Raw genomic sequence first — 19,416 nt, 5'->3', positions numbered from 1 at the left:
TCCTTATCTTGCGCTTAGAATGTTTCTTCTGTGAGGTTGCGACTCAATTTCAATTTATAATAGGTTTTACGATTATGGATATAGGCCTCATCCATAGCTGGCTGCCTTTCTTTAGAATCGTAAGCCTTATCCAAGAAATTCTGATCATTTAGTTTCATGCCAATAAAGTGATACTGACCGTTTTCCTTAAGATACTTTGGCACTGGATTAATGCTCACTAAATAAGAGTAAGTTGTCCCTACTATGATGAAAAAGCCAACTCTGGGTCCTCTCGTCATAAGCGTCACTAACTCGGTCTGGCTTAATCCAGACACTTTCTCATAGCTCTCTAAATCAGGAATAAAAGCGATACCATAGTGGTCCCAGCCATCCGTTTCTCGATTCTTAATTTCTGAAACCATAAAATCAGTCATATCACTCAGGAGAGCCGGGTCATTGACATAGTGCGATACCGTTGTCTCATAGTTTTGATAGTCACCATTAACATCTAACACAAGGGCAGTGATATTCCAGCTTGACTGGCTCACAGTCGCGATGAGGCGATCTACCATAAGGCGGACCTGTTCTGAGTTATTTGAGAAGACAACAAGATGCCTGAAGGTAGAAAAATCAAGGGCAATCGTTTCGACTGCTGTCACGTCCAAACCAAGCGGTAAGGCTGGCTTGGCTATGGCATTTTTCGTATCTGCTCGGTCCATAAATTGTTCTAGAGAAATTTCCTCTGGAACAATTGGAATTTTTGCAGGTCTGTTGCCTTGCCAGAATTGATCCATTTGGCTAATTTCTTGACGTAACGCTTGAAGCCGCTGGACTGGAGTTACTCCTCGATGAGAAAGGGCTGCTTGGAAGACTTCGACTTCTTCTATCGTTATAAGTCCTCTACCTGCAATACTTTCCGTAGATATGGTGTAATTCCCCATAATTGTTTTTATCTCTGATTCATCTGTTAATTTTAAGCTCAGACGAGTCTTGAAATTGGCCAGTAAGACGGGACGAATAGCTGCCAAGCGACCACCACTGACAATAACCGTTATTCCAAGACTGTTACCATCTCTTGCCAATGTTTGGATAAAGATATCAAAGTTGTTTCGCAGTTGCTCAGTTTGAATGTCTTTATAACCCTCATAATTATCCACGACTATGATAATTTGAGGCAAGGTTTCACCGGTGACAGCTTGGTACATTTCTTTCGAATTGACATTATGACGGTTAAAGAGCCGCTTGCGCGACTGGATTTCCCGCTTCATGAGATCCATAAACTTTGTCAGCTTTTCTTCTTGATCTGAAGTGATGAAATCAGCCGTGTGCGGTAAGTTTTTTAAGGAGTAAAGGGCGCTCGTTCCAAAGTCAAAAATGTAAAAATGAACCTGTTCAGGTGTATTTTGTCTGGATAAGTCCATAACAATGGTCTGTAAGAACGTTGATTTTCCCATCGCTGGGCCACCAAAAATAGCTAAGTTCCCATCGTCAGCTAACTGATAAGTTCCGACCGTTTGCCTTTGTTCACTTGGAATATCGACCATACCGACAATAGCTTCTAGGCGGCTGTCGCCTTGCCAGAGTTCTTGGAAACGATCTGGTCGTAGATCTTGGAGAAAGATTTGGGTTTTCAACGGCGGCAGCCAAGGCTGGGCCAGCTGGGCAATGTGCTTTTCTTGGGTCACCTGCTGGATATGCTGGACCACCGCCTCCAGCTCTGTCGGGACTTCACGGATATCAGTTGCTTCATCGAGTCCTGAGAGGTCCTGATTGAGCGCCTCGTACTGCCCTAGCTCATTGATGGCAAAAATCGTATGATCTTCTATGCCCTGATCTTCCTTATCGGGCTGGTAATCCGCCCCTGACCAAGCACTTTGAAAGAGCTCATAAACCTCGTTATTTCCCACCTGCAAATAAGCCCGTCCCGCTTGAGTGATAGTAGCCGCATCCGGCGTGTGTAACATTTCCTGTGAGTCGGCCTTATCCGCCACCTTAAGGGCAATCCGAAAGTTGGAGTTGGACCAAATTTGGTCATTGACCACCCCGGCGGGTTTCTGGGTCGCCAGAATGAGATTGACACCCAAGGAACGCCCGACCCGAGCCGTTGATACTAACTGCGTGATGAAATCGGGCTGCTCACTTTTTAATTCCGCAAACTCATCACTGATGATGATGAGATGGGGCAGGGGTTCTGAGACGTCCCCCTGCTCGTACTTCTTCTGATAGGCGTGGATATGGTTGACCCCCGCTTCATTAAAGAGGCGCTGCCGGCGCTCATTCTCCGCTCGGATCGATGCCAAGGCCCGCATGGACTGGTTGCCATCCAAGTTGGTGATGGTTCCTAAGACATGAGGCAGGTCTTTAAAGAGATTGGCCATGCCCCCACCCTTATAGTCAATCAAGAGAAAGGCCACATCGTGCGGATGGAAATTAACCGCTAGAGAGAGGATATAGGACTGGATCAGCTCGGATTTCCCAGAACCAGTGGTCCCAGCAATCAAGCCATGCGGTCCGTGCGCCCGCTCATGCAAATCTAGCTTAACATAATCCTCACCTCCGCGCAAACCTAACGGAACAGCCAAGGAGTTGTGCGGAGAGTGAGATTGCCAGCGCTCGAAAATTCCTAACTCCTCAACCCTGTCGACTTGGTACATCTCCAGAAAAGTAACCGAGTTTGGAATAGCAGATTTAAGGGTTTCGAGGTGATTGAGGGGGGCCAGCCGGCGGCTGATCCGCTCTTTGTCGTACCCTTCTGGAAAATGATCCAGCGTAAAAGTCTGCTCCTTGACACGCCTCTCTGCCATGACCAGCTCGCCAGTCGCTTGGTCTTTCAGGTGGATGACCGTCTGGACATTCTCCGGCAGGGAACGGATGGTAGCCTGCACAAAGATCAAGCTGCAGCCCAAGGCGGTCGGGTCTTTGGCGAAGAACTCCATGATGACATGATCCCTGATTAAGCTGGCATCCGTCACCAGCACCACATAGTGGGGCAGGTGGAGCAACTCTTGATTGGCCCCAGCTTCTTTTTGTTGGAGCTCACGCTGCCTTAAGATCTCCATCAGCCGGTTGAGGATTTGATCGCGGGTGCGTTCATTATAGATAAAACCGCGGACGTTGATGTCCTGCAAGGTGGCGTGGGGCAGCCAACGCAGCCACTGCCACTGGTCTTTTTCGGCCTCAGGCATAATCGTGATAAACTGAACATCATGGTAAGACTGAAAGACAGCTAACTGGTAAACGAGGAGCTGGAGCTGCTCCAGTACGAGCGAACGCTCACCAACATAGCCGACTGGGCCGTTTTTGAGCGTGGCCAGAACCGGCATATCTGTCAAGGTTTTGTGGGCCTCATAGAGGGCAAACCCTTCTTCTTCCAGAGGATCCTTAACCCCCGATCGCTCTTGTTGAGAGTAGTCTAACCGATAGCTGGTCGGTACCTCTCCCAAGCCTAAACGGTAGGAGAGAAAGTCTTCGTCTTGGGGAATCTTTTCATAAATACGGCGGGAGAACTCCTGCACTAAGCTATCCAATTCCTGAATCGTCGGATAGTGATAAGACTGCCAGCGGCGCTGGGTATTTGAAAGCTGGGTCAGCTGAATGGACTTGTCAGAGAGGTAGGCCCGGTAAGCCGAGATCCGATCCGCCAAGCTCTGCTTGTACTCCCGCTTATTGCGAAAGTAGTTCTGAACAGAGAAGACAGCGGTCACGATGCTCATGGCCACGGACATGAGGATATAGAGCCCCCGCGGCTGAAAGACGGTAATCAGGATAACCACCCCGATCATGACCAGAGGCGGCACCAGCATCCGAAGCAGCTCATTGCGTGGTTTATGGGGCTCTTGTGGCGGCGCGGTGACCGTTAGCCGATCGTCATTAAAATGGTAGATTAAGCGTGGCGAGCGGTGGTAATCTGGGTAGCCATCGTAGTAGTGATAAGCAGAATCAGCGACCTCCAGTAAGGTCTCATTTTTGACAGCACCGGAAACCCAAATTTCCTTGGGAAAGACTTTGAGCAGGCTGTTGCCAAAGGCCACCTCTGCCCCGAAGGGCAGGGCTTGGTGTTGGCTAGTGAGATGGTTATTGAGGTAGATGGGCGCCCCGAAATTGCGAAGCTGCCAGCTGCCTTTATCAGCCTTGGTTAGCAGCAGGCTAATGACCTGACTTCCCGACGAAAGGTTACTGCCTGGCTGCATGCTTACAGCCACACGGGACAGGCCAACGATGCTGTAACGGCGTCGGTTATTCGGCTGGGGATAAACGACGAGATCCCCTAGACGAATGGCTGTCGTTAGGGGAGCCGTTTTTTCTTTCGTGTGATAGGCCACCCCCTCACTGGTCTGTGAGAGACTGAGCTGATCACTGAGGCGCAGGGCACCTGTTTTAGGGACCGTCAAGACCTGACGGTAGGTCTTACGAAGGACGATGATCTCCATGGTTGTTGGTACATTCCTTTTCTATTCAAAGATAGAGAGCGTTTCGCTGGCATGATAAAAGCAGGAAGGGGGACTGTCCCTTCCTGCTCCCTTCAAGCCCGCTATGATTTTGTTTCTGACTGACGAGGCCATACGACTTGGTACTCGTCAAGCTAATGAGTCGGCAGCCAATGCCGGTATCTCACCAGACTTCATTTTTTCTTTCCTAAAGACACTTATATAGTATCTTATTGAAAAAAAAAAAAAATCAAGGGGTTTTTGATGACAAATAATTACAATTTTGTTTCAGAGGTTGACTGAAAAATGTCATTACCCCAAAAGACCGCTAGAACGCTGCGATGTATCATCACCATATTAGGATTTCAGGCATCATAAAAAGAAGATAATAACCTCTCACATAAAGTCAAAATGTGGATTGAATAAAGTGGTAAAGAAAAAAGGCCTTTTCAGGCCAGATTTTCTAGAATCGTATCCCAAGCTTGATTATAGCCGTCCTTAGTTTCTGATGAAAAAACTATAAAACTGTCTTGGCTATCAAAGTTGAGTTTCTTCTTAATCAAAGCTTCCTGCTTGTTCCACTTGCCGCGTGGTACCTTGTCAGCCTTGGTTGCTACAATAATCACAGGAATTTCGTAGTACTTAAGGAACTCATACATCTGCACATCGTCAGCTGTCGGTTCATGACGCAGATCCACCAAACTAACCACAACCCGCAGGTTATCGCGGGTGACGAGGTACTCCTCAATCATCTTCCCCCATTTAGCCCGCTCGGTCTTGGAAACCTTAGCATAGCCATAACCAGGCACATCGACAAAACGCAGTTTATCATCAATATTATAAAAATTAAGCAGTTGGGTCTTGCCAGGCTTACTAGAGGTCCGAGCCAAATTTTTACGATCCAGCAAAGTATTGATAAAACTAGACTTGCCCACATTAGAACGACCTGCCAAAGCTACCTCCGGTAAGTCGTCTTGTGGGTAATGGGATTTGTTTGCAGCACTCAGGAGAATTGAGGCATTATGGGTATTCAAAACTTCTTCTGCCATCATTAACCTCTACGCTGTTTTCAAGATGGGTTTGTCTGTCCCTTCGACCGCAGCCTTGGTCACACGCACACTAGTCACTTCTTCTTGACTTGGCACTTCAAACATAATATCCATCATGGTTTCTTCGATAATCGACCGCAAACCGCGGGCACCAGTCTTGCGTTCGATAGCTTTTTGAGCAATCGCTTCAAGAGCTTCTTGGTCAAATTCTAAATCAACCCCATCGTAGGAAAGGAGGGTCTTGTACTGTTTGACTAGGGCGTTCTTAGGTTCAGTCAGAATCCGTACCAAATCGTCAACCGTCAACTGCTCAAGGGCAGCCAAGACAGGCAAACGACCGATAAATTCAGGAATCAAGCCAAATTTTTGAATATCTTCTGAGATAATTTGCTGCATATAAGAAGCATCATCATCCAGTGACTTGTTGTTTTGGCCAAAACCGATGACCTTCTCACCCAAGCGTTGTTTGACAATATCTTCAATCCCGTCGAAGGCCCCGCCAACAATAAAAAGAATATTCTTGGTATCAATCTGAATCATCTCTTGATTAGGGTGCTTGCGGCCGCCTTGAGGAGGAACACTGGCGACGGTTCCTTCAACAATTTTCAAGAGAGCCTGCTGAACTCCTTCACCAGAAACATCCCGAGTAATAGAGACATTTTCGCCCTTCTTGGCGATCTTGTCGATTTCATCGACATAGATAATCCCTCGCTCAGCCCGCTCGATATTGAAGTCGGCTGCCTGAATTAGTTTTAGCAGGATATTTTCCACGTCTTCTCCGACATAACCAGCCTCGGTTAAAGCCGTTGCATCTGCAATAGCAAAAGGCACATTGAGACTTTTGGCCAACGTTTGAGCCAAAAAAGTTTTACCCGAACCTGTCGGACCAATCATGAGAATATTGGATTTTTGCAAATCGACATCCTCATCTTGAGAACTTTCGACGAAGCTAATCCGTTTGTAGTGATTATAAACCGCAACGGCTAAGGCCCGTTTAGCCCGATCTTGTCCGATGACATAGTCATCTAAAATCTGCAGGAGCTCTTTGGGTTTGGGCACTTCTGTCAAATCAGCCAAAACTTCTTCAGCTAACTCTTCGTTGATAATTTCTTGGGAGAGAGCCACACATTCATTACAAATGAAAACCCCGTTTCCGGCAATAATCTTTCTGACTTCGGTTTGGTTCTTGCCACAAAATGAGCAATAGACCATTACATCATTATTGGTATTATCTGTCATAGTCGTTTACAATCGTCCTATTCTTAAAAAAGTGTGCCATAGAAGGCATGAATGGTATTAATAAGGTTGGTTAAAGCATTGAGGAGAAAGAGAGTCCCGAGGCCATAACGATTCTTACGAAAGGCGGGGAGAGCACAGAGCACACAGATAATGGCTAATAGTGCCGTAAACACCCCAAAAATACTTCTTTGCATGAAAGTCTTCCTTATCTTATCTTGTTAAGTTTTGAAATAGTAAAGTTATAGGGATTCTTCTGGTCCTTGGAGAAATCCTCCTGCTCAACCAGCTGATAATCCTCTAAAGGGATCTCTGGGAAGTAGGTATCTCCTTCAAAGCAGGCATGGATGGTTGTCTTCACCAAGCCATCATAATAATCCCTGAATGCGGTATAAACACCAGAGCCTCCTGCAATATAGAGATCCTTATCCTGCTGACTGAACCATGTTAAGACTTCTTCCGGACTAGAGACTGTCTTAACCCCATCAACCTGATAAGTCTTATCGCGAGTCAAGATGAGAATTTCTCGTCCTGGCAAAACCCGACGCCCCATACCATCAAAAGTTTTTCTTCCCATCAGAACTGCTTGACCCATAGTCGTCTTTTTAAAGTGAGCCAATTCAGCCGGCAAGTGCCAAGGCATGGTTTGCTTGCTACCGATAAGGCCAGACTCGTCCTGAGCCCAGATAGCAATGATTTTCTTCCCTTTTTTAACGTTGTCCATACTGATTTCATTCTATCAGAAATTAAGAAAAAATGCATTTGAAAAAATTCAAACACATTCTTAATAATCGGTAATAAAGGCGGATCAAATCGCCAAGTCAAACTTAAGCTGGGGTTTAACAGACTCATAATCCAGCAGTTCGAAATCTTCTGGCTTGATGTCGAAAAAATTCGTCCCCTCTGGAACATTGAGCACTAAGTGAGGCTGGCAATCGGTTGCCTGACGTTTCAGCAATTCCCGAGCCTGTTCGAACTGATTATCGTAAATATGAAGATTATTGACAAAATAGAAAAATTTACCAACCTTCCAGCCAAAGTGTTTAGCAATCATCATCTGCAAGGCCACATACTGCATGGCATTGATATGGTGAGCCACCAGCATATCATTGGAGCGCTGGGTCAGGGTGGCATCTAAATAGATATCCCCATCTACCCGACGAACATCAAACATAGTCTGAAAGGCGCAAGGAAGCAGCCCTTCCGATTCCTCAAACGCTTCATAATCCCAAAGAGAGATGACATTGCGACGATTCCAAGGATTGGCTTCTAGCTGCTTGAGAATTTTATTGATGATGTCGTGCTTTTTTACAACAGCACCGTAACGCTGCCCAATAGTCCCAGTATTACCGACTTCCCAGTCATTCCAGTATTTAACCTTGTACTTATCATTCAGAAGCCCTAAATCGTTAGACTGGTCTTGATAAATCCAAAAAATTTCCTTGATAGCCGATTTAATAGGAATGGGCCGCAAAGTCGTAATGGGAAACTCTCCTTTGGCCAGATTGTACTCAGCAAAAGAACCTGTGATATATTTTGAGTTGGCTGTTTGGCCATTCTTATATTTAGGCCGAGCCTGTTCAGACCAGACCCCTTCGTCCATAATTTTCTTGATATTAGCCTTAAAAATAACATCTGCTTTAGTCATGAAAGTACCTCTCTTGGTAAATCTTATTGCCTCTTATTCTAGCTAATTTTTTTGGAAAATGCTAATGCCAGCCCTTGGCAAAAAAGCGAAGAGGACTTTTCCGCTGCTCTCAAGACGTTTGAAAAATCGACTAAAAGTCGCTGCTGTCCACCATCTTGATGGTTTTATGAAGTCAGCCGTAGGACTGATTCAACAACCTTTGGACTTGATTTCAGTTTTTTTAGCAGGGCTCTCATGACATTTATGTTACAATGGAACTATATAAATCACTTAACAGAAGGTATCTTATGTCTATTGGAATTGATAAGATTGGTTTTGCTACAGCTAAATACCAGTTGAAGATGGCAGATTTAGCTGCGGCCCGTGACACTGATCCCAATAAATACTCAGTCGGATTGATGTTAGACAGTCTCAGTATCGCCCCAATCACTGAAGATATCGTGACGCTGGGGGCTGCTGCTGCTGATCAAATCCTCACCAAGGAAGATAAAGCCACTATTGATATGGTCATCGTCGCAACGGAATCTAGTATTGACCAAAGTAAGGCAGCGGCTATTTTTATTCACGGTTTGCTAGGTATCCAACCCTTTGCCCGCAGTCTGGAAATGAAAGAGGCCTGCTACAGTGCGACAGCAGCCTTAAACTACGCTAAGCTCCATGTCACCGCCAAACCTCACTCCAAGGTTCTGGTCATCGCCAGTGATATCGCCAAATACGGTCTCAGAACTTCTGGCGAACCGACTCAAGGAGCTGGAGCTGTGGCTATGCTCGTAACCAGTCAGCCTCGGATTTTGGCTCTCAACGATGATAATATGGCCCAGACCCGTGATGTCATGGACTTCTGGCGTCCTAACTACTCAAATACTCCCTTTGTTCAAGGGATGTTTTCAACCAAACAATACCTAGACTGTTTAAAAACAACATGGGCTGAATATCAACAACGCTATGACACGAATCTAAAAGACTTCGCTGCCTTTTGCTTCCATATTCCTTATCCTAAACTGGCCAGCAAAGGACTTAATAAATTATTGGATAAGTCGCTGCCAGATGCAAAGAGGGAACAAATTCAGCAAAACTTTGAGGCTTCTATTCATTATAGCCGCCAAATCGGAAATATTTACACGGGTTCACTTTACCTGAGTTTTTTGTCTTTATTGGAAAACGCTAAAACCTTGAAGGCTGGCGATAAGATCGGTTTCTTTAGTTACGGCTCTGGGGCAGTATCAGAAATTTTCAGCGGTCAGTTAGTTGCTGGTTTTGAAAACAGGTTAGAAAAGAACCGTCAGGCTCAGCTGGAGCAGCGGCAAACGCTGTCAGTCGCTGACTATGAAAAAATCTTCTTTGAAGAAGCCCAGCTGGATGATCAAGGCAATGCCGAATTTGACGGCTATGATACCCATAGTTTTACCCTAGATCGCATCGACCAACATCAGAGACTTTATAAGAGGAATTAGACTTTATGACTGCTAGGAATCAAAAGCCCACACAGCCCAACCACACTATTCGCAATCTACTGGCCATCATTGGTTTAGTATTTGTCATTGGGGCCTTAGCTTTTATGTTTAAGAACCACAGTTTCAAGCCCAGCCAATTATTAAGAGCAGAAAAAACCAGTCAAACAGTTAAGGAGACAAAGCAAGCTCCAAAGGCCAAATCCAGCACCAGCAAGAAGGTCAATTGGGAAAAGCAGGATGAAACGGTTAAGGTACCTATTCTTATGTACCACGCTATCCATGTTATGGATCCGTCAGAGGAGGGCAGTGCCAATCTGATTGTCAGCCCTGATACCTTTGAAAGCCACATCAAGGCTCTCAAGGACCAAGGCTACTACTTCCTTACACCTGAGGAAGCCTACAAGGTCTTATCAGAAAATGTTCTCCCTGATGGAAATAAAAGAATTGTCTGGTTGACCTTTGACGATGGCGATGCCGATTTTGTCAATGCAGCCGCTATTATGAAAAAATACGGCGCAGTCGGCACCAACAATATTATCACCAGCTACGTTGACAAGGAAGGATTTTTGTCAAGCGATCAGATTAAAGAGATGGTCAAGGATGGTATGACCTTCCAAAGTCACACCGTCAACCACCCAGATTTATCTACCCAATCCGATGATAGTCAAAACACTGAGCTGAGGGAATCTAAATCTTGGTTAGATGGTTTACTCAAACAAGATACCTTAGCCCTCGCCTATCCATCCGGACGCTTCAATGACAGTACCAAATCACTGGCTGAACAGGCTGGTTACAAGATGGCCGTGACAACCAATGAAGGTCTGGCCAGTGCAGATGATGGGCTCTACGCCCTCAATCGAGTAAGAATCCTGCCAAGTACTACTGCCGATGACCTGCTTAATACTATCGCGTGGTAAATGTAATAAGATTAGAAAAAGCTCACTTATTTCTCAGATAAGCGAGCTTTTTTTCCAGTTATAATAAATTGAATCAAGGTTAAGACAATGTTGAGTAGCTTTGGTGCCAGAAGGGTCCTAAACATGAAAGTGGCAAGGAGTGCCATCTGTATCGTCTGCCCTTGTTATGTTCTTATTTCAATTGGTTGCCCATAAATTTTTAAACTAGCTGAAGGCCTTTTCCTTAATAGCCTTAGCAGAATTCTGGAGCTTTTGTTCTTCCTCTTCACTTAGGGCTAAATGCACGCGCTCCAGCACTCCCTGGCGACCGATGATAGCTGGATAGCTGAGATAGATAGCATTGTCTTCATCATAATTGGAGATCGGTAAAATCTGATGACTGTCGGTCAGAATAGCTTCCAAAAGCAGGTGGGTGGAGCTGGCAATAGCGAAATTGGTGTAGCGCTTACCATTGAAAACTTGCTGACCACCTCGGCGTACAGCTGCTTCAATATGCTCTTGCTCAACCAAACCTAGCTGGTCCAGATTGACCGTTGACCAAGCCGTAAACTGACTATCTCCATGTTCACCCAGAACATAGCCTTGGATAGACTGAGGTGCCAATCCTGTTGCCTTAGCCAATTGATTTTTAAGCCGACTGCTATCCAGCAGGGTACCAGTCCCCATAATTCTATTCTTAGGATAGTCCAACTCTCGTTGCAAGACCGTGGTAATGGCATCGCAAGGATTGGAAATTACAACGATTAAGCCAGAGAAATTAGTTCTTTTCAAACGCACAGCAATTTCCTTAGCATTAGCAATATTGATAGCCAGTTCAACCCAGCGATCAGGATTGTCACCAAAATAGGCCTTGATATCACCAACGGCAACCACCAGAACATCGGCATTATCTAGAAGACTATCATCATTAGCTGCAATCTTGACATAATGCGGACTCGTTGCCAAACTATCCTCAAGATCCAACTGATCAGCAAAGAGTTTATCTTCTCGCTTATCAAGAAGTACCAGCTCATCGACAAGACCTGAGCGGACCAAGTCACCAGCCAGTGTACTGCCAACATTTCCCATTCCGATAATTCCAACTTTTCGAGCCATAAAACTACCTCCTCGTAAAATAAGTTTATGGGGTTTTTAATCCCAAGTTTCTAATCATTTTGTTTCCTTGACTATGGCAAGGTTTCCCAAAATAATAGAGTCATGAAATGGACTCGCGGTTATTTCTTTACCTCCTTGTTCACCGTCCCAAACCTCTAATTTACAGTCAGCTTACCACTATTGCCTGGGCCTGTAAAATAGTTAATGTTTATAAGGCCTTATAAATTTAAGCAAGATAGCATTTGTGAAAGGTATGATGGGTTTAAGCTTATCCTGAATCCGTTGGCAATAACTTGAGCTTGCCCTTAATATTAATTCTTCAGAACTTGTATTCACATTTTTTGACAGTTAGTCTTATGTGGTAGGGACGCAAGCGATCTCCTAATGGAGTTCCATTGCTCATTTTCAAGCCTAAAGTCTTGAAAATCCCCTCGACGATTAACTAAATAGGGCCAATCGTCTTTTTACCACAGCGGCAACTGTCTGTTTTGAGAGTGGGACAGAAGGCGATTTTTTATATAAATTGACTTCGTTGTCCCACCTCCGCACAGTTGATTAGGATGGCCGCTAACACTTGCGGATGCGGAGCAGTTAAACAGTCCAGTGAACTGTTTAAGGGGGCGCCTGAAAATGGGACTGCACCCCAAGATAAGGACCTCCAATCAGCAGTGGTTCATTGGTGCTGGCTAAAGCACCTAATGAACTGTGCAGGGGAAAGACTTCTTGGCAGAGCTAACAAGTCTTTCTCCCAACCACTGCGTCAAACTGTTATTACTGCAAAAATAGAAGGCTGAAATACTTTTTTCCTAGACTTTTTCCAGCTGACGCTAAGAATTTAAACTTGTGAATACAGTTTCTCAGAAATTTTTCTAAAGCAGAAAAAAAGATGAACCGATATCAGTCATCTTTCATTCCTGTTTAATCTACCAATCCCAATCTTTCAAAAGCCTTGTAAAGGCCATCATCTTCCACATCAGCGGTCACTAAGTCAGCCATAGCCAAAATTTCAGGCCCACCATTGCCCATGGCGATTCCCACAGCACAGTAGTCCAACATAGGGATATCCACCTTGGCATCACCGAAAGCAATAGTATGGGATTTATCCTTTCCCAGATAACCCAAGAGGACATCAATAGCATGAGCCTTATCAATATTGGCAAGACCTAAGTCGCCAAAGAGGGCTGTTTCGCCACGACCGCCCCAGGTGCCAGCCTTCAGCTTGGGAAAAGCTTCCTTGGAGTCTAAGTGGTCCTGATAAGATTTGAGGATAAAACTAACTTTATTGAGGTCCTTACGATAGAGATTACCACCGTAGACCAAACCATGCAAAACATCTTCTGCTTCCATATTCTTAATTTGAGTCTCTTTAGCCCCTTTGGTCAGGGCATAAGCCCGCATAACTGGTCTAGCAGCTTCTTTGAAATGTTCACTGGCAAAGAGGCCGTTATTGCTTTCCAAGTAAAATTCCAGCCCGCGCTCATGCAGCCAATCAACAATAGCCCGACTATCTTCCTCAGAAATTACTTGATGCATGAGGACTGTCCCTTGATGTTCGACATAGGAGCCATTTCCACCAATCATTCCATCTAGGCCCATATTCCAGAGCTCAGGCTGGATTTCAGCATGACTGCGGCCGGTACAGATATAGACTAAATGCCCATTAGCTCGAGCCCTCTGCACAGCCTTGACAGCAGATTGAGGCAGATGATTCTTATAATCCACTAGAGTGCCATCCACATCTAAAAATATAACTTTTTGGGTCATCCTGATACCTCCACTTCTTTATAATGCTATTATAAGGAGCTAATGCCAGAAATGATGCCCTTTTTCTTCGAAAAACTGATACTATCCTATGCTAATCACAAGATTTGCAATCTAGGAGACTAACCGTTATGATAAAGACATGACATCCATTAAAACAATCATGAACCAACTTCCCAATAAAATAGCCTTTTACAATAAGAAAGGCCTGCCTCTCTACAATAATGGTCAAGCTGACGGCAGTCTCTTGCCAGACCAAAAAGCTCAGCCCTTAGAAGATTGGCTGCTAAAGGAACTTGCTGAAAATCCCGCCAAATCTTTAAGCTTTCAGGTGCCTACTCAGGCTTTCGACCAGATTTTAATGCAAACCTACCAAGTAGCCTTGGATGAGCAAGGACAAATCGTCGGAATTATGGAAACCATCACAGATTTCAAAGAACCACTAACAACTTATTTGGAAGATAGCGCCCAAGCCTTAGTTGGCTGGTCCGATGCCACTTCTGGCCCTTCTCTCAAAAGCGAAGACTGATTTCCATAAGATACGCACAACAAAAAGCCTCCAGTCAAGCGGATTCTTTCCACCTCTACTGAAGGTTTTTCTTTATCCTGAACAGCCAACTAATCGATTTGTTAGGCAAGGCGTTCTTAGATCCTTCTACTCACCCCGTTCAACTGGCTGAGGACCAAAGCTTTGCGAGGTCGGCATGATTTCAATCCGATTAACATTGACATGTTTAGGCTGCTGAGCCAGCCAAAGAACCGTATTGGCAATATCTTCTGGCCTGATGGCGTGAGCACCCTTATAGAGGTCGCTAGCCCGTTGGTCATCGCCTTTAAAGCGGATATTGGAAAATTCTGTTCCCTCACAAAGACCCGGTTCAACATTAGAAACCCGAATCTTGGTACCAGCTAAATCTGCCCGCAGATTCAGCGAGAACTGTTTGACAAAAGCCTTACTAGCACCGTAAACATTGGCACCTGGGTAGGGAACCGTGCCTGCCGTTGAACCGATATTGATGATATAACCAGACTTGCGATCCACCATTTGCGGCAGAACCTGCCGTGTTAGATAGGTCAAACCAACAATATTGGTTTGAATCATGGTAGTCCAATCGTCAACATTTGCCTCATAAGCTTTATCTAAACCCAAAGCCAGACCAGCGTTATTAATCAGAATATCAATGGTTTGCCAATCAGATGGCAGGCTAGCCAAGGCAGAATCAATAGCTTCCTGGGATGTCATATCCATCTGCAGGGGATAAAAATGAGCGCCCAGTTCTTGAGCAAGTTTTTCTAATTTAGCCAAACGACGACCAGTCCCGATCACCCGGTAGCCTTCCTTAACAAAGAGCTCTGCCATGGCTAAACCAAAGCCTGCTGTTGCTCCTGTAATCATTACTGTTTCAGTCATTGATACCTCCTATTTTGAAGAACGTCATTGTCATTAATAGAAAAGGGAAGGAAATAGCCTATTATAGACTACTGCCTTCCCACCTCCGCACAGTTGATTTTCAGCTTTTTCACCCCCACCAGACTCATCGCTTGCCTAGAAAGGAGAGTCAGACTTCCTTCTGCCTTAGCTGGCAGATAAGAGGCTAAACGCCAGCTCAGATCTATCCATCCTTGCTTATTGTTTTAAAAAAGTATAGGGGGAGAGTTTTTATCCTTCTACTGCTTGTGCAGCTGTAATAATAGCTAATTTATAGATATCTTCGGCACTCGAACCGCGAGATAAGTCATTGACCGGCATATTGAGACCTTGTAAAATTGGCCCAATTGCGTCAAACATTCCTAAGCGTTGAGCAATCTTATAGCCAAGATTACCCGACTGCAAATCAGGGAAGATGAAGACATTGGCATGTCCGGCTATATTGCTGTCTGGAGCCTTAATAGCCGCAGTCTCTGGCACAAAGGCTGCATCAAATTGCAGTTCCCCATCCAAAGCTAGCTCAGGAGCCAAGTCCTTAGCTAATTTAGTAGCTTCTTGGACCTTTTCAGCCTGAGGTGCCTTGGCACTCCCCTTGGTAGAGAAGCTCAGCAGCGCAATTTTAGGATCCAAGTCGAAAATCTTAGCTGTATCAGCCGTATTTACCGCAATTTCAGCTAACTCTTGAGGATTTGGATCAATATTGATAGCACAATCGGCAAAGATATAACGCTCACTGGTGTTTTCCCGATTCATCAGAAAGACACCAGATGTTCGAGAGATGCCAGGTTTCGTCTTAATAATTTGCAAGGCAGGCCGAACCGTATCAGCTGTTGAATGAATGGCACCTGAGACCATGCCATCTGCCAAGCCCATCTTAACCAGCATAACGCCGAAATAGTTGACATCCCGCAAAAGCCTATCAGCATCTTCTGCCGTCACCTTTTCTTTACGAATTTCCAAGAAAAGTTCCTTCATCTTAGCAAAATCCGCATAAGTATCAGGATTGATGATCGTATAATTTTGGTCAGCAAAACCAAGTCGTTTAAGAAGATTCTTAATCTGCTCAGCTTCACCTAAAATAATCGGATCAACCAGACCTTCAAACTTCAAACGAGCAGCCGCCCGAACGACTCTTTCATCATTTCCTTCTGGAAAAACAATTTTAATACCTTTACCAGCAATCTTACTGCGCAATTCCCCAAATAAGCTTCTTATCATAGGATAAACCCTCTATTCTAAATTATGTTGTAGATTCATGATAGCGCTTTCGAAATCATCTGTCAAGCCAGATTCATAGATCCGTTCTTGACCCGTAAAAGGATCGGTTAAACATAGAGAATGACAGTGGAGAGCCTGACGTTTCATTCCATAATCCAAGGAGCCGCCATAGAGGTCATCTCCAAGGAGAGGCTGACCAATGTGCGAAAAATGTACTCTAATTTGATGGGTTCGACCAGTATGCAGCTGAATATCCAGCAACTTCACCCGACCGAAACGCTCTAAAACCCGATAGCTAGTACGGGCATACTTGCCTGAGGAATGTACTTGACGGGTAATAATACTATCCGATACTCGAGCAATAGGGGCAATAATTTCTCCCTGATCTGGTAGGTCCTCCTGTCCAGCTACCAAAGCATAATAGCGCTTCTCAATGGTTTTAGCCTGCAGGGCCTTGTCCATACGTGAATGGGCATAGCCGTGCTTAGCAAAGAGCATGAGACCGCTCGTATCCTTGTCTAAGCGCGTAACAATGTGGACCTGCTGATTTTCATAACCTTTTTCCTGATAGTAAGCCTTAACAAAATTAGCGATAGTTTCCGAATGAAGGATGCTAGGGATACTAGCATACCCCGCTGGTTTATTAACCACTAAGAAATTATCATCCTCAGCAATGATAGTCAAAGGGTGATGAATAGGCAGCAGATTAGGGCTTCCCGCTTCTGCTGGAATATCAACTGCTACCTTATCTCCTTGAGTCAATAAATAAATGGCATTTCGTTCAATGCCATTTACCCATATATGTCCGCCCTGATATTTTATCTTAGCTAAAAGACCCTTAGAAATATCATGTCCCTTGAGGAAGGTCTTGATCTTGCAAGAGCGATCAGCGATAAATTCAAATCTCACGTTTCTACCTCACCGATAAAGGCATCCTTAACCCGCTCCCAGAAACCCGTATGATGGGGGGTTGACAGAAAACTAATTTTCTTATCATCCAGACAAAATTCCATCTTAGCCACATTGCGATAACTATAGGATTTATTATCAAAGGAGACTGTATAGGAGCCAACGCGTTTAGGTTCGATGGTCACGGTTTCCCCCTTAGGAATAATAGCTGAACTCCCTAAGGTCCGATAGACACGGTTGTTGAGACTGGCAATTTCCGTCATCTGAAAAGCCTCTACCGTTGGATGGAGGACCGCTCCGCCAATGGATTTGTTATAGGCTGTGCTACCTGTCGGTGTTGAGACCGTAATCCCATCACCGCGGAAACGTTCCAGAGGCGTGCCATTGATAGAAACATCCGCTACCATGGTCTTTTCCAAACGACGCAGGCTAGCTTCATTAAGAGCCCGAGCCGTCACCACTCGACCATCGGCCATAGTTACAGTCACTCGCAAAAGGGGATAGGAAATCTTCTCCCCTTGGTTTGACCGAAGATTTCTCAAAAAGGTATCCACTTCAAAGTCCCGATAATCAGTATAAAAACCTAAATGACCGGTGTGAATGCCAACAAAACGCACCTTATCCAAAGATTTCTCATACATGTGAAAAGCCGACAGAAGCATGCCATCGCCACCAATGGAAATCACAATATCAGGATTGTCCTTACTGAGATAAAAATCCCGATCGGGCTTGAGAGCCGCAAAAATTTTGGAGGCGACTCGTTTGCTTTGGTACTTACCGTTAGCAATAATGGCCACCCTAGTCTGAGGCTTACCTGTATAATTCATCTGTGTCATCACTGTTTCCTACACCATCACTTAGTTTTCTGCTAACAGGATCATACAGAAGCTGAGCTTCCTTGATATCATCCCGAATTTTTCGCATTTCTTCATCCAACTCACGCGCAATCCTGGAGGTTACCTCAAGCCGCTGCTTAATTTCTTCCGGGAAATCCCCTTTATATTTGTAATTAAGTGAGTGCTCAATGGTAGCCCAGAAATTCATCGCCAGTGTCCTAATCTGAATTTCGGCCAGCACGTTTTTTTGTCCGTCAATCGTATCAACTGGATATTCAATAATCACATGGTAAGACCGATAGCCACTGGCTTTACGATTATTGATATAGTCTCGCTCTTGGACGATTGTCATATCATGACGCTGACGAATTAATTCTAAAACCTCTTGAACGTCATCAACAAACTGGACCATAATACGCACACCAGCAATATCTTGCATATCCTCGGCCAAATGCTCTTCCTTAACACCACGAAGAAGCATTTTTTCCTTGATACTTTCAATTGGCTTAACCCGACCGGTCACAAATTCAATGGGCGAGTGACGATTCTGCTTGCGAAATTGTTTACGAATGCCACGAAATTTAATTTTCAATTCGCCAACAGTCTGAATATAGGGGTCTAAGAAGGCTTCCCATTCCATATTTGTCTGCTTTAAACTCCTGTTTTTCTAGGCTAATCGACAGTCAAGCCTTGTCAATTAGTCCACATTTTTATAGAATTAGTTTAAGTAAAATTATACCATAAAAAGGGCTACAAAAGGAAAATCAAGATGAATCATTTGGAAATCGAATACAAGACTATGCTCAATAAGGCTGAGTTCAATCGGATGGAGACCCTCTTTTCACACATTCCAGCCATCACTCAAACCAACTACTACTTTGATACTGATGACTTTATCATGCGAAAAAAGCACCTGTCTCTGCGCATTCGCACCTTTGATAAGGGAGCCGAACTGACTCTGAAAATTCCTAAAGAGGTGGGAACCTTGGAACATAATATTGACCTCAGTCGTCAAGAAGCTAGGCAGATTATTGAATCCTGCCAATTTCCTGACAATACCATCAAGGACCTCATCTATGAGCAGGGGGTTGATTGTAACCAACTTAGAAATTTGGGCCATCTGACAACCGTCCGGCGGGAAAAAGAATCCTCCATTGGCCTCATGGCCCTAGATAAGAATAATTATGCAGGCCGAATTGATTATGAACTAGAGCTGGAAGTTGAGGAAGCTGATAAGGGCAAGGCCGATTTTGAAGCCTTTCTGCTAGAAAATGGTATTGATCTTAAATATGCTAAGAGTAAGGTAGCCCGCTTCTGCTCAACCTTAAAACAAAATGATTGATTTTTCGAATAGTGATAAATGGCTGTAAAAATCAGCCTTTTTTGGTACAATATAAAGGAAAAATTCTAAGATTTCAAGACTTGAAATTAGGGAAGCTCTTCCCCTTTAATCACCCT

17 protein-coding genes are annotated in these 19,416 nt (G+C 44.6%); 4 read left to right on the top strand and 13 right to left on the bottom strand.

The annotated features are described in order from the left end of the window. Nucleotides 1-14: 14 nt before the first annotated feature. The 6 genes from essC to STRCR_RS06620 all read right to left on the bottom strand — a co-directional run bounded on the left by essC (nt 15) and on the right by STRCR_RS06620 (nt 8,339). Nucleotides 15-4,409: a type VII secretion protein EssC gene (gene essC / locus STRCR_RS06645; RefSeq protein WP_004226693.1), complete on the bottom strand. Its 4,395-nt coding sequence runs from the start codon at nt 4,407-4,409 to the stop codon at nt 15-17. Nucleotides 4,410-4,855: 446 nt separating this feature from the next. Continuing rightward, on the bottom strand, nt 4,856-5,455 hold the full coding sequence (yihA, locus tag STRCR_RS06640; protein ID WP_100207988.1) for a ribosome biogenesis GTP-binding protein YihA/YsxC: 600 nt from the start codon (nt 5,453-5,455) through the stop codon (nt 4,856-4,858). A gap of 9 nt (nt 5,456-5,464) precedes the next feature. Continuing rightward, complete coding sequence (clpX, locus tag STRCR_RS06635; RefSeq protein WP_004226719.1) at nt 5,465-6,694, bottom strand: ATP-dependent Clp protease ATP-binding subunit ClpX; 1,230 nt, start codon at nt 6,692-6,694, stop codon at nt 5,465-5,467. A gap of 23 nt (nt 6,695-6,717) precedes the next feature. Beyond that, complete coding sequence (locus STRCR_RS12200) at nt 6,718-6,888, bottom strand: hypothetical protein (RefSeq protein ID WP_004227880.1); 171 nt, start codon at nt 6,886-6,888, stop codon at nt 6,718-6,720. Between the two features lie 11 nt (nt 6,889-6,899). Beyond that, nucleotides 6,900-7,415 carry a dihydrofolate reductase gene (locus STRCR_RS06625; RefSeq protein WP_004228382.1) on the bottom strand — a complete coding sequence of 172 codons (516 nt, stop codon included), beginning with the start codon at nt 7,413-7,415 and terminating at the stop codon, nt 6,900-6,902. A gap of 84 nt (nt 7,416-7,499) precedes the next feature. Next, complete coding sequence (locus STRCR_RS06620; RefSeq protein ID WP_004230078.1) at nt 7,500-8,339, bottom strand: thymidylate synthase; 840 nt, start codon at nt 8,337-8,339, stop codon at nt 7,500-7,502. Nucleotides 8,340-8,626: 287 nt separating this feature from the next. Here STRCR_RS06620 and STRCR_RS06615 point away from each other — a divergent pair, with 287 nt between their 5' ends. Together STRCR_RS06615 and STRCR_RS06610 are read left to right on the top strand one after the other, a co-directional pair. Further along, entirely contained in the window at nt 8,627-9,793 is a 1,167-nt protein-coding gene (locus tag STRCR_RS06615) for a hydroxymethylglutaryl-CoA synthase (RefSeq protein ID WP_004226407.1), read from the top strand. A 5-nt stretch (nt 9,794-9,798) separates the two neighbouring features. Then, nucleotides 9,799-10,710, top strand: coding sequence for a polysaccharide deacetylase family protein (locus STRCR_RS06610; protein ID WP_004229006.1), 912 nt, complete (start codon nt 9,799-9,801; stop codon nt 10,708-10,710). A 204-nt stretch (nt 10,711-10,914) separates the two neighbouring features. Here STRCR_RS06610 and STRCR_RS06605 read toward each other — a convergent pair whose 3' ends face one another. Next, entirely contained in the window at nt 10,915-11,805 is an 891-nt protein-coding gene (locus tag STRCR_RS06605) for a lactate/malate family dehydrogenase (RefSeq protein ID WP_004226668.1), read from the bottom strand. A gap of 918 nt (nt 11,806-12,723) precedes the next feature. Continuing rightward, entirely contained in the window at nt 12,724-13,569 is an 846-nt protein-coding gene (locus STRCR_RS06595) for a Cof-type HAD-IIB family hydrolase (protein WP_004227015.1), read from the bottom strand. Between the two features lie 139 nt (nt 13,570-13,708). Between STRCR_RS06595 and STRCR_RS06590 the strand changes: the two genes are divergently transcribed. After that, nucleotides 13,709-14,095 (top strand): hypothetical protein, encoded by a 387-nt coding sequence (locus STRCR_RS06590; protein WP_004229675.1) that lies wholly within the window; start codon nt 13,709-13,711, stop codon nt 14,093-14,095. A gap of 126 nt (nt 14,096-14,221) precedes the next feature. Here STRCR_RS06590 and STRCR_RS06585 read toward each other — a convergent pair whose 3' ends face one another. The 5 genes from STRCR_RS06585 to yjbM all read right to left on the bottom strand — a co-directional run bounded on the left by STRCR_RS06585 (nt 14,222) and on the right by yjbM (nt 18,598). Beyond that, nucleotides 14,222-14,977 carry an SDR family oxidoreductase gene (locus tag STRCR_RS06585; RefSeq protein ID WP_004226246.1) on the bottom strand — a complete coding sequence of 252 codons (756 nt, stop codon included), beginning with the start codon at nt 14,975-14,977 and terminating at the stop codon, nt 14,222-14,224. A gap of 249 nt (nt 14,978-15,226) precedes the next feature. After that, complete coding sequence (gene pta / locus STRCR_RS06580; RefSeq protein WP_004226241.1) at nt 15,227-16,213, bottom strand: phosphate acetyltransferase; 987 nt, start codon at nt 16,211-16,213, stop codon at nt 15,227-15,229. Nucleotides 16,214-16,225: 12 nt separating this feature from the next. Continuing rightward, nucleotides 16,226-17,122: an RluA family pseudouridine synthase gene (locus STRCR_RS06575; RefSeq protein ID WP_004227187.1), complete on the bottom strand. Its 897-nt coding sequence runs from the start codon at nt 17,120-17,122 to the stop codon at nt 16,226-16,228. After that, complete coding sequence (locus STRCR_RS06570; RefSeq protein WP_004228404.1) at nt 17,119-17,958, bottom strand: NAD kinase; 840 nt, start codon at nt 17,956-17,958, stop codon at nt 17,119-17,121. The genes STRCR_RS06575 and STRCR_RS06570 overlap by 4 nt, the downstream gene beginning before the upstream one ends. Beyond that, complete coding sequence (gene yjbM / locus STRCR_RS06565) at nt 17,933-18,598, bottom strand: GTP diphosphokinase (protein ID WP_004229525.1); 666 nt, start codon at nt 18,596-18,598, stop codon at nt 17,933-17,935. The genes STRCR_RS06570 and yjbM overlap by 26 nt, the downstream gene beginning before the upstream one ends. A gap of 129 nt (nt 18,599-18,727) precedes the next feature. Here yjbM and STRCR_RS06560 point away from each other — a divergent pair, with 129 nt between their 5' ends. Next, nucleotides 18,728-19,300: a CYTH domain-containing protein gene (locus tag STRCR_RS06560; protein WP_004226834.1), complete on the top strand. Its 573-nt coding sequence runs from the start codon at nt 18,728-18,730 to the stop codon at nt 19,298-19,300. Nucleotides 19,301-19,416 lie beyond the last annotated feature (116 nt).

The organism is Streptococcus criceti HS-6 (assembly GCF_000187975.2).
Taxonomy (GTDB): Bacteria; Bacillota; Bacilli; order Lactobacillales; family Streptococcaceae; genus Streptococcus; species Streptococcus criceti.
The sequence above is the reverse complement of the archived record's forward strand: the minus strand, read 5'-3'. Positions and strand labels throughout refer to the sequence as shown.